General features: G+C 68.5%; 26 protein-coding genes and 1 tRNA gene. 16 read left to right on the top strand and 11 right to left on the bottom strand.

What is annotated here, in order from left to right; translation table 11 throughout:
- Positions 1-28: 28 nt before the first annotated feature.
- Genes ugpB through GT007_RS03805 form a run of 5 tightly spaced genes read left to right on the top strand, consistent with a single transcriptional unit; the run spans position 29 to position 5,180 of the window.
- On the top strand, positions 29-1,378 hold the full coding sequence (ugpB, locus tag GT007_RS03825; protein WP_160120236.1) for a sn-glycerol-3-phosphate ABC transporter substrate-binding protein UgpB: 1,350 nt from the start codon (positions 29-31) through the stop codon (positions 1,376-1,378).
- Entirely contained in the window at positions 1,378-2,259 is an 882-nt protein-coding gene (gene ugpA, locus GT007_RS03820) for a sn-glycerol-3-phosphate ABC transporter permease UgpA (protein WP_160120235.1), read from the top strand. Before ugpB ends, ugpA begins: the two co-directional genes overlap by 1 nt.
- Positions 2,259-3,095: a sn-glycerol-3-phosphate ABC transporter permease UgpE gene (ugpE, locus tag GT007_RS03815; protein ID WP_160120234.1), complete on the top strand. Its 837-nt coding sequence runs from the start codon at positions 2,259-2,261 to the stop codon at positions 3,093-3,095. Before ugpA ends, ugpE begins: the two co-directional genes overlap by 1 nt.
- Positions 3,096-4,154: an ABC transporter ATP-binding protein gene (locus GT007_RS03810; RefSeq protein WP_160120233.1), complete on the top strand. Its 1,059-nt coding sequence runs from the start codon at positions 3,096-3,098 to the stop codon at positions 4,152-4,154.
- A 48-nt stretch (positions 4,155-4,202) separates the two neighbouring features.
- A complete protein-coding gene (locus GT007_RS03805; RefSeq protein WP_160120232.1) occupies positions 4,203-5,180 on the top strand; it encodes a Bug family tripartite tricarboxylate transporter substrate binding protein in 978 nt (325 codons plus the stop codon).
- Here GT007_RS03805 and GT007_RS03800 read toward each other — a convergent pair.
- The gene (locus GT007_RS03800; RefSeq protein ID WP_160120231.1) at positions 5,167-6,315 is read right to left on the bottom strand and encodes an ABC transporter substrate-binding protein; all 1,149 of its coding nucleotides are present in this window, start codon (positions 6,313-6,315) and stop codon (positions 5,167-5,169) included. The two genes, GT007_RS03805 and GT007_RS03800, sit on opposite strands and share 14 nt — an antisense overlap.
- A gap of 104 nt (positions 6,316-6,419) precedes the next feature.
- Between GT007_RS03800 and GT007_RS03795 the strand changes: the two genes are divergently transcribed.
- Genes GT007_RS03795 through GT007_RS03780 form a run of 4 tightly spaced genes read left to right on the top strand, consistent with a single transcriptional unit; the run spans position 6,420 to position 10,858 of the window.
- The gene (locus tag GT007_RS03795; protein WP_201451784.1) at positions 6,420-7,436 is read left to right on the top strand and encodes an NAD(P)H-quinone oxidoreductase; all 1,017 of its coding nucleotides are present in this window, start codon (positions 6,420-6,422) and stop codon (positions 7,434-7,436) included.
- Positions 7,433-8,296 (top strand): DMT family transporter, encoded by an 864-nt coding sequence (locus GT007_RS03790; protein WP_160120230.1) that lies wholly within the window; start codon positions 7,433-7,435, stop codon positions 8,294-8,296. Before GT007_RS03795 ends, GT007_RS03790 begins: the two co-directional genes overlap by 4 nt.
- Positions 8,293-9,051: an alpha/beta fold hydrolase gene (locus GT007_RS03785; RefSeq protein WP_160120229.1), complete on the top strand. Its 759-nt coding sequence runs from the start codon at positions 8,293-8,295 to the stop codon at positions 9,049-9,051. The genes GT007_RS03790 and GT007_RS03785 overlap by 4 nt, the downstream gene beginning before the upstream one ends.
- A 13-nt stretch (positions 9,052-9,064) precedes the next feature.
- Entirely contained in the window at positions 9,065-10,858 is a 1,794-nt protein-coding gene (locus GT007_RS03780) for a gamma-glutamyltransferase family protein (RefSeq protein WP_160120228.1), read from the top strand.
- Here GT007_RS03780 and GT007_RS03775 read toward each other — a convergent pair.
- On the bottom strand, positions 10,855-11,955 hold the full coding sequence (locus tag GT007_RS03775; RefSeq protein WP_160120227.1) for a glycosyltransferase family 4 protein: 1,101 nt from the start codon (positions 11,953-11,955) through the stop codon (positions 10,855-10,857). The genes GT007_RS03780 and GT007_RS03775 overlap by 4 nt on opposite strands.
- Before the next feature lie 110 nt (positions 11,956-12,065).
- Between GT007_RS03775 and GT007_RS03770 the strand changes: the two genes are divergently transcribed.
- On the top strand, positions 12,066-13,388 hold the full coding sequence (locus GT007_RS03770; protein ID WP_160120226.1) for an amidase: 1,323 nt from the start codon (positions 12,066-12,068) through the stop codon (positions 13,386-13,388).
- Positions 13,389-13,392: 4 nt separating this feature from the next.
- On the opposite strand, the gene mltA is transcribed toward GT007_RS03770, so the two are convergent.
- Both mltA and GT007_RS03760 read right to left on the bottom strand, forming a co-directional pair.
- Positions 13,393-14,352 (bottom strand): murein transglycosylase A, encoded by a 960-nt coding sequence (gene mltA, locus GT007_RS03765; protein ID WP_160120225.1) that lies wholly within the window; start codon positions 14,350-14,352, stop codon positions 13,393-13,395.
- Between the two features lie 40 nt (positions 14,353-14,392).
- Entirely contained in the window at positions 14,393-15,028 is a 636-nt protein-coding gene (locus tag GT007_RS03760; protein ID WP_160120224.1) for a Tim44/TimA family putative adaptor protein, read from the bottom strand.
- A 111-nt stretch (positions 15,029-15,139) separates the two neighbouring features.
- Between GT007_RS03760 and GT007_RS03755 the strand changes: the two genes are divergently transcribed.
- Positions 15,140-15,697 carry a histidine phosphatase family protein gene (locus GT007_RS03755; RefSeq protein WP_160120223.1) on the top strand — a complete coding sequence of 186 codons (558 nt, stop codon included), beginning with the start codon at positions 15,140-15,142 and terminating at the stop codon, positions 15,695-15,697.
- 57 nt (positions 15,698-15,754) lie between these two features.
- Here GT007_RS03755 and GT007_RS03750 read toward each other — a convergent pair whose 3' ends face one another.
- Positions 15,755-16,555, bottom strand: a complete 801-nt coding sequence (locus GT007_RS03750; RefSeq protein ID WP_160120222.1) for a ferredoxin--NADP reductase — start codon at positions 16,553-16,555, stop codon at positions 15,755-15,757.
- A gap of 95 nt (positions 16,556-16,650) precedes the next feature.
- Here GT007_RS03750 and GT007_RS03745 point away from each other — a divergent pair, with 95 nt between their 5' ends.
- Both GT007_RS03745 and GT007_RS03740 read left to right on the top strand, forming a co-directional pair.
- A complete protein-coding gene (locus tag GT007_RS03745) occupies positions 16,651-17,355 on the top strand; it encodes a GNAT family N-acetyltransferase (RefSeq protein WP_160120221.1) in 705 nt (234 codons plus the stop codon).
- A 62-nt stretch (positions 17,356-17,417) separates the two neighbouring features.
- Positions 17,418-17,591 (top strand): hypothetical protein, encoded by a 174-nt coding sequence (locus GT007_RS03740; RefSeq protein ID WP_160120220.1) that lies wholly within the window; start codon positions 17,418-17,420, stop codon positions 17,589-17,591.
- Position 17,592: 1 nt separating this feature from the next.
- Here GT007_RS03740 and cuyB read toward each other — a convergent pair whose 3' ends face one another.
- Positions 17,593-18,291, bottom strand: coding sequence for a cysteate racemase (cuyB, locus tag GT007_RS03735; protein ID WP_160120219.1), 699 nt, complete (start codon positions 18,289-18,291; stop codon positions 17,593-17,595).
- The gene (locus tag GT007_RS03730) at positions 18,288-18,998 is read right to left on the bottom strand and encodes a sulfite exporter TauE/SafE family protein (RefSeq protein ID WP_236571483.1); all 711 of its coding nucleotides are present in this window, start codon (positions 18,996-18,998) and stop codon (positions 18,288-18,290) included. Before GT007_RS03730 ends, cuyB begins: the two co-directional genes overlap by 4 nt.
- A gap of 134 nt (positions 18,999-19,132) precedes the next feature.
- On the opposite strand from GT007_RS03730, the gene GT007_RS03725 reads away from it, so the two are divergent.
- Complete coding sequence (locus GT007_RS03725) at positions 19,133-19,942, top strand: sulfite exporter TauE/SafE family protein (protein ID WP_236571514.1); 810 nt, start codon at positions 19,133-19,135, stop codon at positions 19,940-19,942.
- Positions 19,942-20,754, top strand: coding sequence for a sulfite exporter TauE/SafE family protein (locus tag GT007_RS03720; RefSeq protein ID WP_160120217.1), 813 nt, complete (start codon positions 19,942-19,944; stop codon positions 20,752-20,754). The genes GT007_RS03725 and GT007_RS03720 overlap by 1 nt, the downstream gene beginning before the upstream one ends.
- A 9-nt stretch (positions 20,755-20,763) precedes the next feature.
- Here GT007_RS03720 and GT007_RS03715 read toward each other — a convergent pair whose 3' ends face one another.
- A complete protein-coding gene (locus tag GT007_RS03715) occupies positions 20,764-21,660 on the bottom strand; it encodes an N-formylglutamate amidohydrolase (protein WP_236571482.1) in 897 nt (298 codons plus the stop codon).
- A gap of 105 nt (positions 21,661-21,765) precedes the next feature.
- On the opposite strand from GT007_RS03715, the gene GT007_RS03710 reads away from it, so the two are divergent.
- A tRNA-Val gene (locus GT007_RS03710) sits at positions 21,766-21,837 on the top strand.
- Between the two features lie 15 nt (positions 21,838-21,852).
- Here GT007_RS03710 and cnbZ read toward each other — a convergent pair.
- The 3 genes from cnbZ to GT007_RS03695 all read right to left on the bottom strand — a co-directional run bounded on the left by cnbZ (position 21,853) and on the right by GT007_RS03695 (position 24,712).
- The gene (gene cnbZ / locus GT007_RS03705) at positions 21,853-22,593 is read right to left on the bottom strand and encodes a 2-amino-5-chloromuconate deaminase CnbZ (protein WP_201451783.1); all 741 of its coding nucleotides are present in this window, start codon (positions 22,591-22,593) and stop codon (positions 21,853-21,855) included.
- On the bottom strand, positions 22,593-23,147 hold the full coding sequence (locus GT007_RS03700; RefSeq protein ID WP_160120216.1) for a GcrA family cell cycle regulator: 555 nt from the start codon (positions 23,145-23,147) through the stop codon (positions 22,593-22,595). Before GT007_RS03700 ends, cnbZ begins: the two co-directional genes overlap by 1 nt.
- A 137-nt stretch (positions 23,148-23,284) precedes the next feature.
- Positions 23,285-24,712 carry an amidase gene (locus GT007_RS03695; protein WP_160120215.1) on the bottom strand — a complete coding sequence of 476 codons (1,428 nt, stop codon included), beginning with the start codon at positions 24,710-24,712 and terminating at the stop codon, positions 23,285-23,287.
- Between the last annotated feature and the right edge of the window lie 34 nt (positions 24,713-24,746).

The following is a 24,746-nucleotide window of genomic DNA, read 5'->3' as shown; positions in this document are numbered from 1 at the left end:
GCGGCCAACAAAAGTCGGGAGAGTTTTCATGAAGCGCCGCACACTCGGCCTCGCCAGCGCAGGCATGACATTGAGCGCGCCCGCCCTTGCCCAGGGCGGACCTGTCGAGATCCAGTTCTGGCATGGGCTGGCCCAGCCGCTGGGCGGCCTTCTGGAAGCAATCACGGCCGACTTCAACCAGAAGCAGTCCCGCTTCCGTATCGTGCCCAGCTATCGGGGTGGCTATCCCGAAACCATGGTCGCGGCCATCGCCGCCTTCCGCGCCGGCACCGCCCCGCACATCGTGCAGATGTTCGAGGTCGGCACCGGCACGATGATCACCGCCGGCCGCGCCATCAAGCCGGTGCATGAGCTGCTGTCGGAGACCGGCGTCAGCATTGATTTCGAGGACTACCTGCCGGCGGTGAAAGGCTACTACAGCCTGCCGGACGGCCGCATGATGGGCATGCCCTTCAACAGCAGCACCGCCATCATGTTCTACAATAAGGAGGCGTTCCGCCGCGCCGGCCTGAACCCGGACGCGCCGCCCGCGACCTGGGCTGAGCTGCGGGAGGCGGCGCAGAAGATCAAGGCGTCCGGGCATGAGATGCCCTTCTCCTCCGCCTGGCCCACCTGGTGCCAGATCGAGCAGTTCAGCGCGATCCACAACCTGCCCTTGGCCTCGCTGGAGAATGGCTTCGGCGGGCTCGGCACCGTGCTGCAGGTGAACAACCCGCGCATGACCCGGCAGCTGGCGCTGCTGATGGAAATGAGCCGCGAGGGCAGCTTCCGCTGGGGCGGCCGCGATTCGGCGGGCGATGCGGTATTCGCCTCCGGCCAGGCGGCGATCATCCATGCCAGTTCCGGCGCGCGGGCGCGTTACCTGCGGGAAGTGCCGGGCGGTGCCGCGAATGTCGGCGCGGCCATGCTGCCCTACAGCCCGGACGTGCAGGGCGCCCCCTACAACAGCATCATCGGTGGCGCGGCCTTCTGGGCCATGAACCGTGGCCCCAACGCCCGCCGCAACGCGGACGAAAATCGCGGCATCGCCGAATTCTTCGCGCATCTGGCCAGCACCGAGGTGGCCGCGAAGTGGCACACCGATACCGGCTTCCTGCCCGTCACCAAGAAGGCCTTCGAGCAGGTGCGCGCCAGCGGCTTCTATGCCCAGAACCCGGGCGCCGACATTCCCATCCAGCAATTGCTGCGTGGCGGCGGGCAGATGACGGGCAACACCCGCGGCATCCGCCTGGGTGGCTTCGTCGAGATCCGCGTGATCATGCAGGAGGAAATGGAGCGCGCCCTGCAGGGCCAGCAGACCGCCGAGGCCGCGCTGAACAACGCCGTCACGCGCGGCAATGTGGTGCTGCGCAACTTCGAGCGGGCGAATCGCGGCTGATGAGCCAATCCGCCATCTTCAAGGGGGTGGTGGTTCCCTACCTGCTCCTCGCGCCGCAGCTGCTGGTCACGGCCATCTTCTTCTTCTGGCCGGCGGCCCAGGCCATCTGGCAATCGCTGCTGCGTGAGGACGCCTTCGGGCTCAACAGCGAATTCGTCTGGTTCGAGAATTTCATCGAGGTGGTCACCGATCCCACCTGGCTGGATGCCGCCTTCCGCACGCTGTTCTTCTCAGCGGCAGTGGCGGCGCTGGCGCTCGGTTCGGCGCTGTTCCTGGCGGTGCAGGCGGACCGGAACATCCGGGGCGCGACCACCTACAAGACGCTTCTGGTCTGGCCCTATGCCGTGGCGCCCGCTGTCGCGGCGGTGCTGTGGCTGTTCATGTTCCACCCGAACATCGGCATCTTCGGCCGGGCGCTGAACGCCATGGGCATTGCCTGGGACTACAAGCTGAACGGCGGCCAGGCGATGGGGCTGGTCATCCTGGCCAGCGCCTGGAAGCAGGTCAGCTACAACTTCATCTTCTTCCTCGCCGGGCTGCAATCCATCCCGAAATCGGTGCTGGAGGCGGCGGCCATCGACGGCGCCAGCCCGCGCTATCGGTTCTGGACCATCATTTTCCCGCTGCTCTCGCCCACCGCCTTCTTCCTGCTCGTGGTGAATCTGACCTACGCCTTCTTCGAAACCTTCGGCGTGATCCACAGCCTGACCCAGGGCGGCCCGGGCAAGGCGACGGAAACCCTGATCTATCGCGCCTATACCGATGGCGTGATGAACCTGAACCTCGGCACTTCGGCGGCGCAGAGCGTGATCCTGATGCTGCTGGTGGTGGCGCTGACCTTCGTGCAGTTCCGCTTCATCGAACGCCGGGTGCATTACTGATGCGGGGGCGCAACATCTGGCCGCATGTCTGGCTGGTGCTGGGCGTGCTGATCTTCAGCTTCCCCATCTACATCACGCTGATCGGTTCCACCCATGATGGCGCCACCATCGGGCGCGGCGACGTGCCGCTGCTGCCCGGCACCCATGCGCTGGAGAATTACGCCCAGGCCTGGGGGGCCGGCGGCGGGCGCTACATGGGCACGCCGGCGGTCAGCATGCTGGCCAATTCCCTGGCCATGGCGCTGCTGATCGCGGGCGGGAAGATCGTGATCTCGCTGCTGTCGGCCTTCGCCGTCGTGTTCTTCCGTTTCCCCGGCCGGATGATCTGCTTCTGGGCGATCTTCATCACCTTGATGCTGCCAGTGGAGGTGCGGATCATCCCGACCTTCGAGGTGATGGTGAACCTTTCCCTGGTGAACACCATGGCCGGGCTGGTCATACCGCTGATCGCCTCGGCCACCGCCACGCTGCTGTTCCGGCAATTCTTCCTGACCATCCCGCCGGAATTCGTGGAGGCCGCGAAGATCGACGGCGCCGGCCCCATGCGCTTCTTCCGGGACGTTGTGCTGCCGCTGTCGGTGACGAACATCGCTGCCCTGTTCGTCATCCTGTTCATCTACGGCTGGAACCAGTACCTCTGGCCGCTGCTGATCATCAACGACCGTGGCTTGGAGACGATCATCGTGGGCCTGACCAAGATGATCGGCGGGGGCGACTCGCAAAACGAATGGAACGTCATCATGGCCACCGCCGTGATGGCCCTGCTGCCGCCGGTGGGGGTGGTGCTGCTGATGCAGCGCTGGTTCATCAAGGGGCTGGTGGAGACGGAGAAGTAGATGGCCACCCTCAGCCTGCGCGGCATCACCAAGCGTTTCGGCACCACCCAGGTCCTGCATGGCATCGACCTGGAAGTCGCGGATGGCGAGATGATCGTCATCGTCGGCGCTTCGGGCTGCGGCAAATCCACGCTGCTGCGCATCGTCTCCGGCCTCGAAAGCGCCAGCGAGGGCCAGGTGCTGATCGGCGGTCGCGATGTGACCGCGCTGGAACCCGCCGAGCGCGACATCGCCATGGTGTTCCAGAACTACGCGCTCTACCCGCATATGAGCGTGTTCCAGAACATGGCCTATGGCCTGAAGATACGGCGCCTGCCCAAGCCAGAGATCGAACGCCGCGTGGCCGAGGCCGCGAAACTGCTCGACATCGGCCACCTGCTGGACCGCAAGCCGCGCCAGCTTTCGGGCGGCCAGCGCCAGCGCGTGGCCATGGGCCGTGCCATCGTGCGGGAACCGCACCTGTTCCTGTTCGATGAGCCGCTGTCGAACCTCGACGCCAAGCTGCGCGTGACCATGCGGGCCGAAATTCGCCGCCTGCAGCGGCGCCTCGGCGTCACATCCCTGTTCGTCACCCATGACCAGGTGGAGGCCATGACGCTGGGCGACCGCCTGATGGTGATGCACCAGGGCCGCGCCGCCCAGGTGGCCAGCCCCATGGAGGTCTGGGCCAAGCCGGCGGACACCTATGTGGCCAGCTTCATCGGCAGCCCCTCGATGAACCTGCTGCCCGGCATCATGGCGGCGGATGGGGTGGTGGCGCTGGATGGCGGCATTCAGCTGACACTGCCCGCCCCCATCGCCGGCGCCACGGGCAGATCGGTCACCCTGGGCATCCGGCCGGAGCATTTGGCACCCGCCCCGGATGGCATCGCCATGCAGGTGGAGTTGCTGGAGCCGCTGGGCAGTGAGACCGTGGTCCACGGCCGCATGGCCGATGGCACCGCCCTGACGGCCAAGTTGCTGGGCCATGTGCCGGAGAGCGGGGAACTGATGCTGCGCCCCGACCCCGCCTGGCTGCATGTGTTCGACCGCGAGACAGGCCAACGCATTTCCGCTTGAACCTCGCCGATGGCGCGGCTCATGCTCCCCGAAAATGAACAGGGAGCAATGTCCGTGCTGCGTCGCGCGCTTCTCGCCGGGCTTGGGGCCGGCACCATATCCCCGGCCCTGGCCCAGACGGCCGAATGGCCCCAGACCCCGGTGCGCATGATCGTGCCTTTCGCCGCTGGCGGGCCCACGGATATCCCGGCCCGGCTGATCGCCGAGGAGATGTCGCGCCAGCTGCCCCAGCGCGTCGTGGTGGAGAACCGCACCGGCTCCGGCGTGCTGGTGGGCACGGAGATGGTGGCCAAGGCACCCAAGGACGGCCAGACCCTACTCTACACCACGGTGGGCCACGCCGTGCTGCGCGCCATGTTCGACAGGTTGCCCTTCGATCCGGTCGCGGATTTCTCGCCGGTGGCGCTGCTGGGCCAGGTGCCCCTGATGGCCCTGGTGAACAAGGACCTGCCCGTGCGGGATTTCCGCGAGTTCATCGCTCTGATCCGCGCCAATCCGGGACGGTACGATTACGCGTCCTCCGGCAATGGCGGGGCGGTGCATCTGGGTACGGAGCTGTTCCTGCACATGGCGGGCGGGCTGCGCATGAACCACATCGCCTTCCGCGGCTCCGCCCCCGCCATGCCGGAGATCCTGTCCGGCCGTATTCCGCTGATCCTGGACGTGGCGGCGACCGCCCTGCCCTATGCGGCGCGCGGGGATGTCAGGGCCCTGGCCATTTCCACCCCGCGCCGCAGCCCCTTGGCGCCGGAGATCCCGACCTTCCAGGAATCAGGCGTGGCGGGTTACGAGGCCTATACGTGGCACATGCTGATGGCGCCCGCGGGCACGCCCGCGCGGATCATCGAGGCCGCGAATGCCTCCACCAATCGCGCACTCGCCAACCCCGCCGTGGCCAACCGGCTCGCGGAGCTGGCGATCGAGGTGGTACAGGGCTCCACCCCGGAAACGACCGCCGATTTCCTGACACGGGAGATCGCGAAATGGGAACCCATCGTGCGCGCCGCCGGCATCAGGGCAGGCTGAGGCGCCCATCCTCCCAGCGCGCCAGCACGGGGCGGGCGCGGGTGTTCTGCTGCCGGGCATCGAAGCCGATGCCCCAGCCATTGGGCAGGCGGCCCTGGGGTTCATCCAGCGCCCCCACGGCCGCGCGCGGGTCCGGCGCGCGCAGCGCCATCAGCACCGGCTGCGTCACGCTAAAGGCCGCCAGGGAATGCCCGGAACGCGGCGCCGCGCCATAACGGCGGCGATAGGTCTCCACGAACGGGTGCGCAGGTGGCGTGGGCGGCACATCCAGCACCCAGCAGCCGTCATGGCCGGCCCCGGCGGCACGGGCCGCATCCTCCACGGCATGGGCGCCGCCGCAGCCCAGGATCAGCTTCGGGCGCCAATTCACCTCACGGAACACACGAAACAGGGCGGCGATGTCGCCTTCCTGCCCGGTGTGCAGCAGGACCTCCGCCCCCGCGGCACGCAGGCGCTGCACGGCACCGGCCATCTCGCTGGCGGGGGCGGAAAACCGCAGGGCCAGATTGAGGCCAGCCCCCTGCAAGGCAGTCTGCACGGCATCGGCGATGCTTTCAGCGGAACCGCCGCCATCGCCCAGCATGGCCAACTTCAGCCCATGCGCCGCCTGGCGCAGAGGGCCATTCAGCGCCTCGACGACCGCCACGCCGAAATGCTGCGCCGGAGTGCCCAGGCGCCAGACCTGGCGCAGCCCGCGTTCCGTGATGGCATCGGCCGTGGCGTTCAACTCGAAGAACATGATGCCCGCCGAATCCGCCGCCTGGCTGGCCGCCAGCGCCAGCGCGGAGGAGACGGAGCCGAAGATGGCCAGCGGCTTCTCCGCACCCTGCATGCGGCGGATCTCGGCCACCGCCTGCGCCGGATCGGGCGTGTCGAAGCGCGTCAGGCGAATGGGGGTCTCGGCCGCCTGGGCCGCCAGCTCCAACCCACGCCAGGTTTCGTCGCCCAGCAGGGAGAAGGGCCCGGAGAGGGGCAGGACCGCCGCCAGCCGCAACTCCGCGGCGCGCTGCGGCTCCGCCTGGGCGCGGAAAAAATCGAACGCCCGCGTCTCCCCCTGCGCGAGGGCTGAGGGAGCGCGCACCAATGCTGGCGCGGTCAGTAACGCGAGGATATTGCGGCGGCGGGAGCGGAACATCTCTGTCCTGCACAATCGCAACCCGCGCGCATGCGGGCAAGGCGTGGCTTGACGATATCAGCATCACAGGGCGAGGTGTGCGCAGAATCCCGGAGGGATAAGCCATGTCCAGCACCAGCGCCGCCCTGCCGGCGGAGATGACCTTTATCACTTACGGTTCGGGCGGTGAGCCCGAGGTGCTGGCGCCCGCTCGCGGCCCCCTTCCCACCGCCAAGCCTGATGAAGTGCTGATCCGGGTGGAAGCCGTGGGCGTGAATCGCCCGGATGTGCAACAGCGCAAGGGGCTCTATCCGCCCCCGCCCGGCGCCAGCCCGATCATCGGCCTGGAATGCGCCGGCACGGTGGTGGAGACCGGCCCCGATGCCGGGGAATGGAAGATCGGCGACAAGGTCTGCGCCCTGACCAATGGCGGCGCCTATGCCGAATACTGCACCGCCCCCGGCACGCAATGCCTGCCCTGGCCCAAGGGCTATGACGCGGTGCGCGCCGCCGCGCTGCCCGAGACCTTCTTCACCGTCTGGGCCAACCTGTTCGGCCACGGCAAGCTGAAGGCGGGTGAGACAGTGCTGGTGCATGGCGGCACCTCCGGCATCGGCACCACGGCCATCATGCTGGCCAAGGCTTTCGGCGCGCGGGTCTTCGCCACGGCGGGTTCCGCCGAGAAATGCGCGGAATGCCTGAAGCTCGGCGCCGATGCCGCCATCAACTACCGCGAGCAGGATTTCGTCGAGGAAGTGAAGCGCCTGACGGAAGGCAAGCTGTGCGACGTGGTGCTGGACATGGTCGGCGCCGATTATTTCCAGCGCAACCTACGCAGCCTGGGCACGGATGGCAGGCTGGTCATCATCGCCTTCCTGGGCGGCGCGATCGCCGAGAAGGTCGATCTGCGCCCCATCATGCTGCGCCGGCTGATCGTGACCGGCAGCACCATGCGGCCGCGCACCACCGCGCAGAAGGGCCGCATCGCCATGGACCTGGCCGAGCAGGTCTGGCCCCTGCTGGAGGCAGGGGACCTGGCGCCCGTCATCCACACCGTGCTGCCGCTGGAACGCGCGGCGGAGGCGCATGCACTGATGGAAAGCAGCGCGCATGTGGGCAAGATCATGCTGACCGTGGCGTGAACCAGGCCAAGGGCCTCAGGCTTCTCCTGATCTCGGTGGTGCTGTTCGGGGGGGTCTGGCCCATCTCGAAACATGCGCTGCAGGATGCGACGCCGGTGTGGTTCGCTACCTCCCGCGCCGGGCTGGCGGCACTGGGCAGCACCGCCGTGCTGCTGATGATCGGCCGTTTCAAACTGCCGGTGCGCGGGGATATTCCCGCCATGCTGGCGATCGCCTGCTTCCAACTGGCCGGCTTCTTCCTCGCCTCGCACATCGCCCTGCCCATGGTGGGCGCCGCGCGCACGGCCATTCTGGGCAACGTCACCCTGATGTGGCTGGTGCCCTTGTCCATGCTGGTGCTGGGGGAGCGGGTTTCCGCGCGCCGCTGGTGTGCGGTGGGCCTCGCCGCGCTGGGCGTGCTGGTCATGCTGAACCCCTGGACGATGGACACCTCGAACCCCCACATGCTGGCCGGGCATTTGTGGCTGCTGGCGGCATCGCTCTCCTGGTCTCTCGCCATCCTGATCACGCGGCGCTTTCCACCGGTTTCCCCGATGGTGCGGCTGCTGCCGTTCTGCTTCGCCATCGCAGGCTCATTGCTGCTGGTGGCGGCGCTGATCCGGGAACCGCAGGGCGGCATCGGCCCCGGCGCCATGTGGCACGCCGCCTTTGTGGGTTTGGTGGCCGCACCGATCGGCACCTGGGCCGTGATCGAGAGCGGGCGGCTGCTGAATGCCGTCACCGCCTCGGTTGGCTTTCTGCTGGTGCCGGTGCTGGGGCTTGGCCTTTCGGCATTCTGGTTGCATGAGCCGATGGGGTGGGATCTCGTCATCGGCGGGGCCCTGATCGTGGCAAGCGTGATGGTGGCGGCGAAGGGATGATCCTCAACACGATTGAGACAGGCACGGGCGAACCGCTGGTTCTGCTGCACGGCCTGTTCGGCGCAGCGCAGAATTGGGGTGGGCTGGCCAAGCGGCTCGGGCAGCGCTTCCGCGTGCTGGCCCTCGATGCCCGCAACCATGGCGCCAGCGCGCATGCGCCCGGCATGGATTACGCCTCCATGGCAGCCGATGTGGCGGAAACCCTGGCGGCGCACGGCGTTCCGCAGGCCCGGGTGATCGGCCATTCCATGGGCGGCAAGATCGCCATGATGCTGGCCCTGACACGGCCGGAGCTGGTGGAGCGCCTAGTCGTCGCCGACATCGCCCCGACCAGCTATCGGGCCGACAGCCGCGCCTATGTCGCGGCCATGCAGGCGATGGAACTACGCCCCGGGATGACCCGGCGCGAAGCCGCGGCCCAGCTGGTCCCAGCGGTGGAGGAGGAAGGCGTGCGGGCCTTCCTGGTGCAGAACCTCGCTTTCGACGGCAACATGCCGCGCTGGCGTGTGGGCCTCTCGGAAATAGCGGCCGGCATGTCGGACATCGAATCCTTCGCCCCGCCCGAAGGGGCTCGCTACACCGGCCCCACCCTGTTTATCCGCGGCACCCGCAGCGCCTATGTGCGCGAGAAGCACATGGACCGCATCGCCGAACTCTTCCCCTTCGTCCAGCATGCGAGCCTGGACACCGGCCACTGGGTGCACGCCGAGGACCCGAACGGGTTCCTGGCCCTGGTGGATTCCTTCCTGACCTGAGAGCATCCCGCCCATGGCCTTCACCACCCGCCCAGAGATCGCCGGCACCTTCGGTGTCGTCGCCTCCACCCACTGGATCGCCAGCCAGGTCGGCATGGCAGTGCTGGAGCGCGGAGGCAATGCCTTCGACGCCGCCGCCGCCGCCGGTTTCACCCTGCAGATCGTGGAACCCCACCTGAATGGCCCGGGCGGCGACTGCCCCATCATCATCCACTCCGAAAAGATCAGGCAGCAGCAGGTGATCTGCGGCCAGGGCCCCGCGCCCGCCGGCCTGACCATCGCGCATGTGCGGGATCATCTGGGCCTCGATCTGATCCCCGGCACCGGCTTCCTGGCGGCACCCATCCCCGGCGCCTTCGACGCCTGGATGCTGATGCTGCGCGACCACGGCACATGGAAGCCGCGCGAGATCCTGGAATACGCCATCGGCTATGCCCGTCGCGGCGCGCATATGGTCGGCCGCGTGCGGGCCACGCTGAACACGGTGAAGCCGCTGTTCGAGGAAGCCTGGCCGACCTCCGCCCAGCTCTGGCTGCGCGATGGCGGGCCGCAGCCCGGCAAGCTGTTCGCCAACCCGCTGCTGGCCGATACCTATGAGCGCGTGCTGCGCGAGGCCGAGGCCGCCGGCGGCGACCGCATCGCCCAGATCGAGGCCGCGCGCCGCTGCTGGTACGAAGGCTTCGTGGCCGAGGCCATCGACGGTTTCGGCCGCAGCTTCGAGGCACTCGATACCTCAGGCCGCCGCCACACCTCGGTGCTGACCGGGCAGGACATGGCCACCTGGCGCGCCAGCTACGACAAGCCCGCCAGCGTCGATTTCCACGGGACCACCGTGCTGAAATGCGGCCCCTGGAGCCAGGGCCCGGCCATGCTGATGACGCTGGCGATCCTGCGCGGCTTCGACCTCGCCTCGCTGGACCCGAACGGGCCGGAGCTGGTGCATCTGTTCGTCGAGGCCCAGAAGCTGGCCTTCGCGGACCGCGAAGCCTGGTGCGGCGACCCGGATTTCGTCGATGTGCCGATGGAAGCGCTGCTGAGCGAGGCCTATGCCGCCGAGCGCCGCAAGCTGATCACCGACATGGCCTCGATGGAGTTCCGCCCCGGCAGCCCGAATGGCCGCGCGCCGAATGCCCCCAGCTATGCCGACGCCGTGCGCCGTGCGCAGGAAGCCAAGGCCGCCGCCGGCAGTGGCGAGCCCACCGTCTCGCGGCTCGGCGCCTCCTCGGGCGACACCTGCCATGTGGATGTGATCGACCAGTGGGGGAACATGGTCTCGGCCACGCCTTCCGCCGGGTGGCTGCAATCCTCGCCTGCGGTGCCGGGGCTGGGTTTCTGCCTGGGCAGCCGCTGCCAGATGTTCTGGCTACAGGAAGGGCTGGCGAACTCGCTGGCGCCAGGCAAGCGGCCGCGCACCACGCTCAGCCCCGCCATGGCGCTGAAGGATGGCAAGCCTTGGATGAGCTTCGGCACCCCGGGCGGCGAGCAGCAGGACCAGTGGCAGCCACTGATGCTGCTGCGGATGAACCGCTACGGCATGAACATCCAGGAAGCGATCGACGCCCCGGCCTTCCATTCGGAGCACTGGATTTCCAGCTTCTGGCCGCGCGGGGCCCGCCCCGGCAAGCTGGTGCTGGAAGGCCGCTACAGCGCCGAGGCCGAGGCCGCGCTGGCCGCCAAGGGCCATGTCGTGGAGCGTGGCGGCGATTGGTCCGAAGGCCGCCTCACCGGCGCCCGGCGCGAGGCCGATGGCCAGTTGCACGCCGGCGCCAACCCGCGCGGCATGCAGGGATATGCGGTGGGGCGTTAAAGCCCCAGCAGATCCAGCGTCCGGCCCACCACCCGGGCCTCATCATAGCGGTCGAGCGCGATCTCGCGCCCGGCCGCCCCCATGCGGGCGCAGAGCGCGGGATCACGGGCGAGCCGCGCCAGGGCTTCGCCCAGCGGGGCCACCTGTCCCGCTGGCACCAGGGCCCCGGTCACCCCTTCCCGCACCTGCTCGCGCGAACCCCGGATATCGGTAGCGACCACCGGCAGCCCGGCCAGCATCGCCTCGATGATACTCATCGGCAGGCCTTCGAAATGGCTCGGCAGGCAGAAGATGTCGGCGGCGGCCAGCAGGGCCGGCACGTCATGGCGATAGCCGAGCAGCTTCAGGCGCGGCCCCAGCGCCTGTTCCGCCTCGCTGAATTCCCGTTCCATCGCGTCGCCATGGTCCGAGGGCAGCCGGCTGCCGACCACCCAGAGCGTGGCGGGCACCTCGCGCATCGCCTCCAGCAGTTCGGGCCATCCCTTGTGGCGGACCAGGCGGGCGGTGGCCATGATGACAGGGCCCTCGGCGCCCAGCTCGGCGCGGATGCGGGCGCGTGCTTGCGGGTCTGGCCGGAAGATCGCGGGGTCACGGCCGTTGCCGATTGCCACGGCCCCGGGGTGGATGCCCAGGCGCCGGGCGTCCTCGGCCTCTTCCTCACTGACGGTCATGTAGACATCGGTGATGCGCCCCGCCGCGCGCTCCAGCGCCAGGGCCAGGTGCCGGCGCCAGGCGGGGCCGGGCTGATTGAACAGGAAGCCATGGCAGGTATAGGCGATGCGCGGCACGCCCACGGAGCGCGCCGCCGCCCGCGCCAGCAGGCCGGAGATGGGCATATGCCCATGCACCAGGTCGAATTTCTCCTCCCGCAGGAAATGCCGCAGCGCCAGGAAGGCACGCCCCTGCGCCAGCGGGTTCAGGCTGCGCGCGAAAGGCATGGTGACGATGCGGAAACCCTCGGCACGCGGCACATCCAGCAGCGGCCCCTCGGCGGCCACCCCCACCACCTCATGCCCACGGTCCCGGGCACCGCGCATCAGCGGCAACAGGAAGTGCCGCAGGGAGAAATCGACGTTGGTAACCTGGCAGATGCGCATGCCGCCAGGATAGGCACCAAAGCGCCGCACCGGCGCAAGGGGGCTGGGCTGCCCCTCTTGTATCCACCCGCCCCTGCCGCAGAGTACCCGCGAAAATTCCGGAGCCCGCCATGCAGCCCCATGCCCTGACCGCCGCCGAAGCCGCCGCCCAGATCCGCGCCGGCGCGCTGACCGCCGAGGCGCTGCTGCGCTCCTGCCTGGAACGCATCGCCGAGCGCGAGCCCGTGACCCGCGCCTTCCTGTATCTGAACCCGGAACTGGCCCTGCGCCGCGCGCGGGAGTTGGACAAGCGCCAGGCCTTCGGCGCGAAGCTGGGCCCGCTGCACGGCCTACCCTTCGCCGTGAAGGACGTGTTCGACACCAAGGACATGCCGACCACGCTGAACTCCCCGCTCTATGAGGATTTCCAGCCCGGCCGGGATGCCGCCGCGGTGGCGGTGGTGCGGGCGCTGGGCGCGCTGATCCTGGGCAAGGCGGATACGGTGGAATTCGCCTCCACGGGGCGCAAGGCACTCTCGACCAACCCGTTCAACCCGAAGCACACGCCGGGCGGTTCTTCCTCCGGCTCCGCTGCCGCGGTCGGGGATTTCATGACCCCGCTCAGCTTCGGGACGCAGACGGCCGGCTCGCTGATCCGCCCGGCCAGCTTCTGCAACCTGTACGGCATGAAGCCTAGCTGGCAGCTGGTCAGTCGCGAGGGGTTGAAGAACTCCTCCGCCACCTTGGATACGGTTGGCTGGTATGGGCGCTCCGTGCCCGATCTGGCGCTGGTCGCCAGCGCCTATGGCGTGGCGGTGCCTGAGGCGCCCTCGGTGCGCGGGCTGCGCGTGGGGCTGTGCCGCAGCCCGGTGTGGTCCCGCATCGAACCGGCCGGCGAGGCTGCCCTGATGGCGGCGGCGCAGCGATTGGAACAGGCGGGCGCCATCGTCACCGACCTGACCCTGCCGGTGGAATTCGCCGGGCTGCCGGATGCCCGCACCCTGATCGGCGACTATGAGGCCGGCGCCGCCTTCCTGCCGGAAGCCCTGGTCTTCGGCGATGCCTTCGCGCCCGCGCTGCTCAACAAGGCCCTGAACCGCGCGCAGCTGCCCACTGCGGAGGTCATGGCCGCCTATAACTTGGCCGATGCCTGCCGCCCGCGCTTCGACGCCCTGTTCGGCGCCGACCTGGACGTGGTGCTGACGCCCGCGGCACCTGGCGAAGCCCCGGAGGGCCTGCACACGGTGGGGGACTGGGTGTTCAACGGCATGTGGACGCTGCTGCATGTGCCTTGCGTGGGCATCCCCTGCATCCGAGGCCCGAAGGAGCTGCCGGTTGGCGTACAACTCGTGGGGCCCCGCCTGGATGATGCCCGGCTGCTGGCCATCGCTGAGGCCTGTGCGCCTGTCATCGACGCGGATGCCGATTGGGCCCGGCGCACGCTGCTGGGCTGAAGCCCTATCGGGGCACCAGCACGAACAGGCGCAGGGGCAGGTTCATGGCGCCCACCTGCTCGCCCGCGTCATCGCCCCAGCCCGCGAAGAAGTCGGCCCGGGCCTGCCCCCGGATGGCGCCGCCCGTATCCTGCGCGGCGGCGATGCGCGGGGCCGGCCCGCCCTGCGGCAGCAGGAAGACCGGCGCGCCCAGCGGCACGAAATCCCGGTCCACCGCCACGCTGCGCCCAGGCGTGAGGGGCGCGCCCAGCGTGCCGGGCGGCCCCGTGTCCGGCGAGGCACCGGGCACTTCGCGGAAGAAGATGTAGCTCGGGTTCTCGTGCATCAGGGCCATGGCGGCGCGATGCCCCGCCTGGCGCATCCAGGCCCGGATGGCCTGCATGCTCATCTGCTCGCGCGCCACTAGCCCGCGTTCGATCAGCAGCCGCCCGACCGGAACATAGGGATGCCCATTCGCCCCGGCGTAGGACACGCGGACCACCTCGCCACTGTCCAGAACCACACGGCCGCTGCCCTGTATCTGCAGGAAGAAGGCGTCCTCGGCGCTGTCCACCCAGAGCAGTTCAAGCCCCTGGCCCGCGAGGGCTCCGGCCTCGATCGCGGCACGCGCCGGCAGGCTGCCTGGCTGGGCCGGCCGCCGAAGCAACGGCACAGGATAGCGGGCGGAGCGCCGGCGAGAGCCACGCAGCATGGGCTCGTAATAGCCGGTCATGCGGCCTTCGCCCTGGTTGATAGCGACCAACCGGCGCTCGATCAGGCGTTGCAGCCCCTCGGGCGGGGTGGTGGCGAGTTCGCCACAGAAGGCGCGCCACCGCCCCGGGGTGCTACCCGGGCCCGAACCGCCCAGCGGTGCGTCATCGGCCATGCCGGCCATGGCCTGGCAATTGGCGGCCAGAGCGGGCAATGCCTGGGCAGGTTCCTCGCCGGGCCAGGAGGGGATGGAGCCCACCGGGACCGCACCCAAGGGCAGCCCCCCGGCGCATCCCGCCAGGAACAGCGCGGCGCTACAGGCTGCGCGTCGCCACCAGCTTCCAGGCCGGGTCACCACTCTTGAGATCGCGCTGGAAAGTCCAGACATCCGTCAGCTCCGTAATCGCATCGGAGCCGGTCACGATCTCCCCGCTGCGGGCGGTGGTCATGTTCACCTGATCGGTCACGAAACGCACCGTGATGGCCGCCAGCGTGCCGTTCAACGAGGCATCCTCGATGGTCAGGCTCTGCACGTTGCGCAATTCGGTGCGCTGGGTGTGGCCCTGGTTCTCACGCTCTGTGATCGCCTGCTCGAAGCCGGCATAGACATCGTCGGCCAGCAGGTTGCGCAAGGTGGCACGGTCACCGGCCGCGAAGCCCTCCACGATCATGCGGAAAGCTCCCTCGGCACCCGTCAGGAAGTGCGCGGGATCGAAAGCCGGGTCCACGGCGCGAATGCGGCTGACAGTTTGCGCGACGGGGCCGGACAGCGGCACCTTGGTGCTGGGCGGGGGCGGCACATCGCGTTCCACGGCCGGCGTGGGGGCGCCAACAGGCTGCGGCGGGCGCTCGAAGCCCTGCCGCTTGCCCAGCACACTGCGCAGCCGCAGCACCAGAAAGGCCGCCACCATGCCAAACAGGATGAGATCGATAGGGAAGCTGCCTTGCATGATGGTTCCGTTCTCCGCACCTCTACTTAGGAAGTAGCTGACCAATCTGCAATCATCCGTCTGGACCAGTGTGCTCAATGCTCGCTATCGCTGCATAAGGGAGGGCCAAGCATGATCCTGCTGCGCCATGGGCAGAGCGAATTCAACCTGCATTTCACCCGCACCCGGGTGGACCCCGGTATTATCGACCCGAAACTGACCGATCTGGGCCATGAGCAGGCTGAACGCGCCGCCGAGACGCTGGTTTCCCGCGATGTCCGGCGCATCCTGGCCTCTCCCTATACCCGCGCCCTGCAGACGGCCCTGCCCCTGGCGCGGCGGCTGGGGCTGTCCATCCATGTGACGCCGATGGTGCGCGAACGCTACGCCTTCACCTGCGATGTCGGCCGCCCGGCCCGCATGGTGGCCGCGGAGTTCCCCGAAGTAGCGCTGGACCATATCGAGGATGTCTGGTGGCCCGCCGAGGAAGAACCCGAACATGGCGTGGTCGCCCGCGCCCGGGATTTCCGGGCCGAGCTCGCCGCGAGGGAGGATTGGGCCCACACGGTGGTCGTCAGCCATTGGGGTTTCATCCTGGCCTGCACCGGCCGTTCCCTGGGCAATGGGGAGTGGCTGGAGATGGACCCGCGTGAACCCGCCCCGCAGGAGCTGACATGGCGGCACCATTGAACCGGCTGCGCATCCGCAGCCCTGGCGCGCTACGCGATGTAGCGCGCCAAGCCGCCGTCACTTGGTGACGAAGGCTTTCTCCAGCACATAGGTGCCGGGCTTGTTGTTGGTGCCTTCCTCGAAGCCCGCCTCTTCCAGCAGCTTCTCCATATCCGTGTTGAAGACCTCGCTGCCGCACAGCATCACGCGGTCCTTGGCGGGGTCCAGCGGCTCCAGCCCGGTGTCGGTATAGAGCTGGCCGGTGCGGATGCGGTCGGTGATGCGGCCCTGGAAGGGGAAGGGCTCGCGCGTCACAGCCGGGGCATAGACCAGCTTCTCGGCCGCCAGCTCACCCAGCAATTCATGCTGCGGCAGTTCCTCGGTCATGTACTGGCGATAGGCGAGTTCGTTCACGTTGCGCACCGTATGGGCCACGATCACGCGGTCGAACTTGTCATAGGTGTCGGGGTCCCGGATCACGGACATGAAGGGCGCGAGGCCCGTGCCCGTGCACATCATCCACAGGTTCCTGCCCGGCAGCAGGCTCTCGGCGATCAGCGTGCCCACCGGCTTGCGGCCAATCAGCACCGTGTCGCCCACCTTGATGTGCTGCAGGCGAGAGGTCAGCGGACCGTTCTGGACCTTGATGGAGAGGAATTCCAACTCCTCGTCCCAGGGCGGCGAGACGACGGAATAGGCCCGGGTCAGGGGCTTGCCGTCCACCATCAGGCCGATCATGCAGAACTGCCCGGCCACGAACCGCAGCGCCGGGTCGCGCGTACAGCGGAAGCTGAACAGGCTGTCGGTCCAGTGATGGACCCAGGTCACGCGCTCACCATAGAAGGCGGCGGGGATGGTCTGCGTGGCGGTTTCGCTCATGGGTTTCCGATATGCTGCGGGTGCGAGGCGCACGCAAGCCGCAATCTGTCAGGGGCTGGGTTGTGCGTCATTCGACCCATTGCCAGCATGGCGGCATGATCCTGCACCCACCCTCTCCCGAACCCGGCAGCAACCCGCCTGTCGGCGCCAAGGTCGATACGCTGCCGCGCCCCCTGCCTGCCCGGATCGCCCATAAGGGCCACCAGGTGGACCTGGAGCCGCTGCATGCGCGCCACGCGGCGGAGCTGTGGCAGGCCGCGCAAAGCGACGCCAGCGGCGCTTCCTGGACCTATCTGGGCTATGGCCCCTTCGCGGATGCCTCCGCGATGCGCGGCTTTCTGGGCGGTTTCGTCGCGGCCCATGATCGTTACGCCTGGGCCGTGCGCCCGCACCGCACCGGCACGGCGGATGGATGGCTGACGCTGATGGAAGTGCATCCGGGCGATGCCGCCATCGAACTGGGCAATATCTGGTTCAGCCCGCGCATGCAGCGCAGCCGCGCGGCGACCGAGGCGATGTATCTGCTGATGCGCCACGCCATGGAGGATCTGGGCTATCGCCGCCTGACCTGGAAGTGCAACGCGCTGAACGAGCCCTCCATCCGGGCCGCCCAGCGCCTGGGCTTCACCTATGAGGGCACGCTGCGGAACGTGCTGGTGACCAAGGGGCGCAGCCGCAGCACGGCCTGGTTCAGCATCCTGGCAGATGAATGGCCGGCGGCCGGAGCGCGCATCGCGGCCTGGCTGGATGATACGAATTTCGGCCCCGACGGCGTGGCGAAGCGGCGGCTAGGTGCCTGAAGTTTCCCATGGAATTCAGAGTAAATTTCTCGTATGTAGTCTGAACTTCATGGGAGGCTGACATGTTCCATAACCTGCCGGACGCATTCCAATACGGAGCCCTGATCGGATGGGCGATCATCGCGGCCGCTGTCGCGTTCCATTACGCCCGGCCACTGCTGGGTTCGGGTGGGGCGATCGCCGCGGCGGCGCTTGGCGCCATCGCGACCAAGACGCTGCTGCTGGATCTGACCTGAGCTAACCCCTGGCCCAGCCGATGGCGGCCCGGGCCAGGGCCGCGATCGTGTCCGTGACCGGGAAGGGCAAGGTCGGCCCGGCATCGACACCCAGCGGAATCTCGGTGCAGCCGAGCACCACGGCATGCGCACCACGGGCCATCAACCGGCCCGCGATCTCGGCGAGCGGCGCATAGGCGCCCGCCACGTCATTGGCCTTGACCTGCGCGATGGCGGGCGAGACATGGCTCGCCATCTCCTCCGGCGTCGGCACCAGGCATTCCCAGCCCCGTGCCTCCAGCCGTTCCTGATACAGCCGCATCGCCAGGGTGGCAGCCGTGCCCATCAGGCCGATGCGGCCCGGCCGCACGCCCTGGCGCAGCAGGTCGACCTCCGCCGCGTCCACGATATGCAGGATCGGCAGAGGGGTGGCGGCGCCCATGCCCTCGAACCAGCCATGGGCGGTGTTGCAGGGGATAGCGATGGCGCCGCAACCCGCGGCCTCCAGCACGCGGATGCCGCGCAGCAGGGCGGGCAGCGGGTCTTCACCACCATGCAACCGGGCTTCGGTGCGGTCCGGCACGCGCGGATCGCTGACCAGGATGGCGGGGATGTGGTCCTGATCGCGCGCGGCGGGCGTCAGCAGGGTCAGGCGGCGCATGAATTCCGCCGAAGCGAGCGGGCCCATGCCGCCCAGGACACCGAGAATACGATCGCTCATGCCAGAAACCCGTCCCAGATCAGTTTGCAGCCCGAGGCCAGCAGGGCCCAGACCACGATGCGGTAGAACACGACCTCCGAGATCCGCTTCTGCAGCCAGATGCCCAGATGCACGCCGATGGGGCAGAGCGGCAGCAGCGCGATGGAGGTGAAAAGATTGGTCCAGTCGAACAGCCCCAAAGCGCCATAGGGGACCAGCTTCACATAGTTGATGACGCCGAAGAACACGACGTTGGTGGCGGCGAAGGTGGCGCGCGGCAGACGGCGCGGCAGCATATAGATCTGCAGCGGCGGTGCCCCCGCATGGGCCAGGGTGCTGGTGATGCCGGACGCGGCGGAGCAGACCGCCCCCTTCACCACCGAATGCGGCTCCGCCGGCGGCAGGCCCCGGCGCGTGACCCAAAGCCGGTAGCCCACGAAGCTGAGGGTGATGACCCCCAGCAGCCCCGCCACCATGCGCGGCGACAGGATGCCCAGCAGCAGCGCCCCCAACCCCACGCCCACGATGCCGCCCGGGACGATCACGCGCATCTCCCGCTTGTCCCATTGCCCCCACCAGGCCTTCAGCCCGGACAGGTCCATCGCGCAGAGGAGAATGAGGGAAATGGCGGCCGCCTGCGGCACCGGCAGCACCACGGCCATGGCGGGCACGGCCACGCCCCCGGCGGCGCCCGCGAAGCCCCCCTTGCCGATGGCGGTCAGCAGCACCGCCGGAATGGCCAGCGCATAGAAGAGGGGATCAGTGATGAGAATCAGCGGCCGGGTCCCTTGCGCCTCACGCGGCGGAGTGTAACGCGTGAGGACAGTGTGGCGAAGGCAGGGGCCTTATGGAACATAGCGTGATGTGGTTGCTGGGCATGGCTGCCGCGATGATGGCGACGGGGCTCGTCTCCGGCGTGCTGGCGGGGCTGCTGGGTGTCGGCGGGGGCATCGTGATCGTGCCGGTGCTGTTCTATGTACTGCCTCTGCTGGGCATCCCCGAGGCGACGCAGATGAAGGTCGCTGTGGCCACCTCGCTCGCGACCATCATTCCCACCTCCATCATCTCGGCCCGCAAGCATTTCGCCAAGGGCACCATGGATGTGTCCCTGTTGCGCAGCATGGCCATCCCGATGTTCCTGGGCGTGCTGGTGGGCACCTGGCTGGCCGTTTGGCTGAAGGGGCCGACCCTGTCCTTCATCTTCGCCTGCGTGGCGCTGCTGGTGGCGCTGAACATGGGCCTGACGGGCACGGAATTCCGCCTGCGCGACCAGATGCCGACAGGCGCCCCGCGGGCCGGTATCGCGGCGGCGATCGGCACCTTCTCCGCCGTCATGGGCATTGGTGGCGGCACGGTGGGCGTGCCGATCATGACCATGTTCGGTGCGCCGATCCGAGCGGCGGTCTCCACCGCCTCGGCCTTTGGTCTGATCATCTCCGTGCCCGCCACGATCGGGCTGATCCTGGCAGGCATCGGCGCCGAAGGGCGCCCGCCCTATTCGCTGGGTTGGGTGAGCCTGATCGGCTTCGCGCTGATCGTGCCGAGTTCCATCATCGCCACGCCCTGGGGCGTCACGCTCGCCCACACCATTCCGCCGCTGTGGCTGAAGCGGGCCTTCGCCATCTTCCTGGCGGTGACCAGCGCGCGGATGTTCTACAGCCTGTTCGCCTGATGGAACTGGCGGCGCTGGGTGCTGCCCTTGCGCTGGCCGGGGCAGCCGGCGGCTTCCTGGCCGGGCTGTTCGGCCTGGGTGTCGGTGTGGTGCTGGTACCTGTGATGGTCGCGCTGCCGCTGACGCCAGGCGTCACGCCAGACAGCCAGATGAAGGTGGCTCTGGCCGTTGCGCTGGCCGTCACGGTGCCCACTTCGGCGCTGGCCATGATCGCCCATGCGCGACGTGGTGCGCTGGACATGAAGCTGCTGAAGGCTCTGGCACCGGGCATGTTGGCCGGCGTGATGCTGGGATGCTGGGGCGCCACAGTGCTGCCCGCCGGCGTATTGCAGGCGGTATTCGGTGTCGTGGCCCTGGCAGTCGCTTGCTGGCTCGGCCTGGCTGGCGCCCACCCCCATATGGCGCATGCCCTGCCGCCCGAACCTTGGCGCGCCCTGATCTCGGCCATCGTCGGCGGGGTTTCCGCCATGATGGGCGTGGGCGGTGGCACCTTGGGTGTGCCGGCCCTGGTGCTGTTCGGCTCACCGATCGGACCTGCGGTGGCTCTGGGAAGCGGCTTCGGTGTATTGATCGCCGCACCCGCGACGCTTGGCCTGATCTGGGCGGGGCTGGATGCCCCGGGGCGCCCGCTCTACGGGGTGGGATACCTCGATCTGCTTGTTGTGGCGATCGTGCTTCCTGTGGCCCTTCTCGCCACTCCGCTGGGCGCCCGGATGGCCCATCGCTTACCGCCCGTACTGCTGCGGCGCGGCTTTGCCGGCTTCATGGGGTTGGTGGGAATGAAGATGCTCTGGGCTGCCCTGGCTGGCTGAATCAGCCGGCTACCGCAGAAAGCCCCAGTCCACCCCGATCAATTCCGCGATCAGCCGCCGTATGTCCACGCACAGGCGCTCCATACCGGCATTGGGCTCGATGCGTTGCTCATCCATGTACAGCTTGCGCGACATTTCCAGCTGCAGCACATGCACGCCCTCTCGCGGGCGGCCGTAATGGCGGGTGACATACCCCCCCGCATACGGATCATTGCGCGCCAGGCGATAACCGAAGCCGCCCAGCGACTGCTCCACGATGCGCGTGATGCGCGGCGCGCAGGTGGTGCCATGGGCATCCCCCAGCACCATGTCCGGCAGGGGGCCATACACCGTGGGCGCGCTGGGCATGGAGTGGCAGTCGATCAGGATGCAGGTGCCGAACTGGGCCCGGGTTTCTGCGATCAGCGCCGCCAGCGCCGCGTGATAGGGCTGCCAGCACCCTCGCACCCGGGCCTCAGCTTCCGCGAAGGGCAGCTTGCCGCGATAGATGGGCTCCCCGGTCGAGACCACCCGGGCGATGGTCCCCAGCCCAGCCCCCACGCGGGCACTGGCACTGTTCACCCAGGGCGGCAACGTGCCCTCGAACATGGCGGGGTCGAGTTCCCATGGTTCGCGGTTGGCATCGCAATAGGCCCGCGGAAAATGCGCCAGCAGCAGGGGCGCCCCCAGTTCCGGGGCCGCGGCGAACAGTTGGTCGACGAAACAATCCTCCGACCGGCGAAGCGCCACGGGGTCCAGCCGGGCCGCCGCGACAAAGTCGGCGGGGTAATCCCGGCCGGAATGTGCAGAAGCGAAAATCACCGGGCTGAGCGCACGGACAGGCCGCAACAGGCTGAAAGCCGTGCTGTCGGCGGCAAGGGCGGGATGCGGAGCCAGAAGCTCCTGCGTGGCGGTGTTCATATCCATCGGCTGGAGAGAGTTTGGCCTCAGCCGATGCACAATGTCACCACCGGAATATGCGCCCCCACCCTTGTGCACCCTGCCGGACCACGCTAATCACGCCCGCATTCCGGGCGCATAGCTCAGCGGTAGAGCACCACCTTGACACGGTGGGGGTCACAGGTTCGATCCCTGTTGCGCCCATTCCCCCCCCCGGGATTACAGCACCAATTCCTTGGGGATGCCGCGGCAATCCATCTCCCAGTCCAGCCCTTCGATGGGCGGGCGGCAGAAGTGCCATTCCAGGCCAAGCGCGGGCGCGCCACGGCCCAGAATCTCCTGTGCCAGGATCGGGTGCGGGTCGAACACCGTATAGAGGTTCACCGCCGTCGCCGTGTCGTACCAAACGCCGAGCGTCTGCATCCGGCGTTCCATCTCGGTCATGACATGGGCGCATTTCGCGGAAAGCCCGGCCGGCGAGGTATCGCCATAGGCCACGACGCTTTCGCGATAGGTGGCGCCACCCTCCTTCGCCTCGCCATTGCCGGCGATGACGAAGCTGGTGCCCGCCGAGACATCCGGCACCGCGTAGGTGAAGGCATGAAAGCCCGGCTCAGCGGGCGGGGAAACCTCAGGGCAGACATTGCTGCGCGCCACCGGGTTCTCCTCACCGATGAAGACACCCCATTCCTGCAAGGTGCCCGCATAGATGCGGTTGAAGGCGGCGAAGCCGTCCTCGGTGAAGGGGGCCGGGCTACGCAGCTCACAGGCTGCGAAGGCCGTGAGAGGAACGCCCAGCGCCGTCATATGGGCCTTGATCCGGGCAAAGCCCTCGGCCAGCGGCACCGGCTTGCGAAAGCGGGCACGCTCCAGCCGGAAGCCCGGCAGGGCGGCCACACCACAGGAGTATTGGAACACTCCAGGCGCGTAGCCGTAGCCCCGCTCGGGCAGTGGCCGCATCAGGCGGCGTCCTCGCGCTTGTCCTTCACGCGGACATAGGCGATCGCCGCGTGCTCCTGGCAATACGGCTTGCCCGCCATGGACACCGCCGTGCAGAAGGTGAAGCCCTTGGTGCCAGGCTCACCGATCGGCCAGCAGCAGCTCTTGGCGCTCATGGAGCCAAAAGGCCGCGGTGCGGGCTGCGGCGCACGGGCGATGGGGCGCTCCACCACCGGGGCCACGGCCACCGGTGCGACGGGGCGCACAGGCACCGACAACGGCGAGGTAGCCGCGGTGGGCACGCCCGGCTGCGGCTCAGGCCGGCGCAGGATCGGCGGGGGTTCCCGCAGAGCGGCGCGCAACGGCGGCAGCGTGTGCCGGCGCGCGGGCGCCGGCTTGGGCGGCATCGCCGCATCACGGCGGATGGGGCTGGGACGAGCCGGCAGATTCAGCCGGTGCGCCTTGCCCACTACCGCATTCTTCGAAACGCCCATGCGACGACCGATCTCGGCAGTACTGTGCCCCTCAGACCAAAGGGCACGAAGCCGGTCGATGGCTTCCACGGTCCAGTCCATATGTGGCCCCCTTCAGCTTCCCCTGACACTAGATACGGTAGGGGAAGGCGGCCGGGGAACACAAGCGGTGGGAAGGGGGCCGAATCAGATTTCTGTGGACAAACACCGAGTCAAGCCCCCGGAAACGGTGGATAGTCCTAACCGAAGGCCGCCGGAGCGGGGGAATCCGTCCAGGGTTCCGCGGCTTCGAAGGCCAGGGCCGCCCGCAGCACCCCCAGATCATCCAGCTTGCGGCCCACAATCTGCACTCCCACCGGCAGGCCATCGGCCGTCAACCCGCAGGGCACCGAGATCGCGGGGTTCTGCGCCATGTTGAAGGGATGGCTGAACTCCGCCCAGCTCAGCCAATCCCATTCGGGTTCCGGCCAATGTTCAGGGGCCAGGCGCTCCACCGGGAAGGCGGCGACGGAGGCCGCGGGGGTCAGCAACAGGTCCCAATCCTGGAACCATTCGGCACAGGCCATGGCGTACAGGTATTTGCGGGCGCGCAGGGTCATGTAGTCGGCGGCCTTCATATCCAGGGCCGAGCGGATGCAGGCCACCAGGCCAGGGTCCATCTGGTCCGCCCATTTCGGCAGCAGATGCGCATAGGCCGTCATGTGCGCGGCCCACATGCCGCGCGCGATCTCCGGCCCCGGGGCGGCCCAAGGGGTGGGCACCTGCTCCACCGTCGCGCCCAGCGCCTCGAAGCGCCGGGCGGCGGCGGCGACCAGCGCGGCCACTTCCGGGTCCACCCGCGCCACGCCCAGATCGGGGCTGTAGGCCACGCGCAGGCCACGCACGCTGCCCACCAGGGACTGCGGCCGGGCATCCAGCACGCCGTCCAGCGTGGTGAAATCCAGCGGATGATGGCCGGACATGACATGGAACATCAGCGCCGTATCGGCCACATCCCGGGTCAACGGGCCAATATGGCTCATGGAATCATTGTTGCCCGGCGGCGCGTAGGGCACCCGGCCGAAGCTGGGCTTGAACCCTACCACCCCCGAGAAATGGCCCGGCAGCCGCACCGATCCGGCACCGTCCGAGCCCTGGTGCAGCGCGCCGAAGCCGGCACCCGCCGCAGCCGCCGCCCCGGCCGAGGAAGCGCCGGCATTCATCCCTTTCTTCCAGGGGTTGTGGGTGATGCCGCTGGCCGGGCTGCGGCTGACCGCAGTCCAGCCGAATTCGGAGGTGGTGGTCTTGCCGAGGATGATCGCCCCGGCCGCCCGCAACCGGGCCGTCACCGGGGCATCCGCCGCCGCGATCTCTCCGCGATGCGACAGCGACCCGCGTTCCAGCATCAGGCCCTTGGCCGCCGTCACATCCTTGATACTGACCGTCACGCCATGCAGAGGCCCGAGCGGATCGCCGCGCATCACCGCCGCCTCGGCCTCCCGGGCCGCGGCCATGGCACCTTCGGCATCAAGCTGCGCGAAGGCACCCAGTTCCGGGTCCAGCCGCTGGATCCGGCCGATGATGGCCTGGGTGGCCTCCACCGGCGAAATCTCGCGGGCCGCGATCTTCGCGGCCAGCTGGGTCGCGGGCATCAGCCCGATCTCTGCATCCGGCGCCAACTCGGCCATCGGCATCAACTCCCTGGAGGTAAGGAATAGCGTG

It is taken from the genome of Rhodovarius lipocyclicus, from assembly GCF_009900765.1.
GTDB lineage: Bacteria > Pseudomonadota > Alphaproteobacteria > Acetobacterales > Acetobacteraceae > Rhodovarius > Rhodovarius lipocyclicus.
This window is presented reverse-complemented; position numbering and strand designations above follow the sequence as displayed.

Excerpts from the sequence above, each read along its gene's own strand:
- GT007_RS03775 (WP_160120227.1), bottom strand. The coding sequence starts at position 11,955 with ATGCGCATCTGCCAGGTTACCAACGTCGATTTCTCCCTGCGGCACTTC.
- GT007_RS03755 (WP_160120223.1), top strand. The coding sequence starts at position 15,140 with ATGATCCTGCTGCGCCATGGGCAGAGCGAATTCAACCTGCATTTCACC.
- GT007_RS03785 (WP_160120229.1), top strand. The coding sequence starts at position 8,293 with ATGATCCTCAACACGATTGAGACAGGCACGGGCGAACCGCTGGTTCTG.
- GT007_RS03725 (WP_236571514.1), top strand. The coding sequence starts at position 19,133 with ATGTGGTTGCTGGGCATGGCTGCCGCGATGATGGCGACGGGGCTCGTC.
- GT007_RS03810 (WP_160120233.1), top strand. The coding sequence starts at position 3,096 with ATGGCCACCCTCAGCCTGCGCGGCATCACCAAGCGTTTCGGCACCACC.
- GT007_RS03695 (WP_160120215.1), bottom strand. The coding sequence starts at position 24,712 with ATGGCCGAGTTGGCGCCGGATGCAGAGATCGGGCTGATGCCCGCGACC.
- GT007_RS03700 (WP_160120216.1), bottom strand. The coding sequence starts at position 23,147 with ATGGACTGGACCGTGGAAGCCATCGACCGGCTTCGTGCCCTTTGGTCT.
- GT007_RS03770 (WP_160120226.1), top strand. The coding sequence starts at position 12,066 with ATGCAGCCCCATGCCCTGACCGCCGCCGAAGCCGCCGCCCAGATCCGC.
- ugpB (WP_160120236.1), top strand. The coding sequence starts at position 29 with ATGAAGCGCCGCACACTCGGCCTCGCCAGCGCAGGCATGACATTGAGC.
- ugpA (WP_160120235.1), top strand. The coding sequence starts at position 1,378 with ATGAGCCAATCCGCCATCTTCAAGGGGGTGGTGGTTCCCTACCTGCTC.
- ugpE (WP_160120234.1), top strand. The coding sequence starts at position 2,259 with ATGCGGGGGCGCAACATCTGGCCGCATGTCTGGCTGGTGCTGGGCGTG.
- cnbZ (WP_201451783.1), bottom strand. The coding sequence starts at position 22,593 with ATGCGGCCACTGCCCGAGCGGGGCTACGGCTACGCGCCTGGAGTGTTC.
- GT007_RS03805 (WP_160120232.1), top strand. The coding sequence starts at position 4,203 with ATGTCCGTGCTGCGTCGCGCGCTTCTCGCCGGGCTTGGGGCCGGCACC.
- GT007_RS03760 (WP_160120224.1), bottom strand. The coding sequence starts at position 15,028 with ATGCAAGGCAGCTTCCCTATCGATCTCATCCTGTTTGGCATGGTGGCG.
- GT007_RS03720 (WP_160120217.1), top strand. The coding sequence starts at position 19,942 with ATGGAACTGGCGGCGCTGGGTGCTGCCCTTGCGCTGGCCGGGGCAGCC.
- GT007_RS03795 (WP_201451784.1), top strand. The coding sequence starts at position 6,420 with ATGTCCAGCACCAGCGCCGCCCTGCCGGCGGAGATGACCTTTATCACT.
- GT007_RS03745 (WP_160120221.1), top strand. The coding sequence starts at position 16,651 with ATGATCCTGCACCCACCCTCTCCCGAACCCGGCAGCAACCCGCCTGTC.
- cuyB (WP_160120219.1), bottom strand. The coding sequence starts at position 18,291 with ATGAGCGATCGTATTCTCGGTGTCCTGGGCGGCATGGGCCCGCTCGCT.
- GT007_RS03715 (WP_236571482.1), bottom strand. The coding sequence starts at position 21,660 with ATGGATATGAACACCGCCACGCAGGAGCTTCTGGCTCCGCATCCCGCC.
- GT007_RS03780 (WP_160120228.1), top strand. The coding sequence starts at position 9,065 with ATGGCCTTCACCACCCGCCCAGAGATCGCCGGCACCTTCGGTGTCGTC.
- GT007_RS03800 (WP_160120231.1), bottom strand. The coding sequence starts at position 6,315 with ATGTTCCGCTCCCGCCGCCGCAATATCCTCGCGTTACTGACCGCGCCA.
- GT007_RS03750 (WP_160120222.1), bottom strand. The coding sequence starts at position 16,555 with ATGAGCGAAACCGCCACGCAGACCATCCCCGCCGCCTTCTATGGTGAG.
- GT007_RS03740 (WP_160120220.1), top strand. The coding sequence starts at position 17,418 with ATGTTCCATAACCTGCCGGACGCATTCCAATACGGAGCCCTGATCGGA.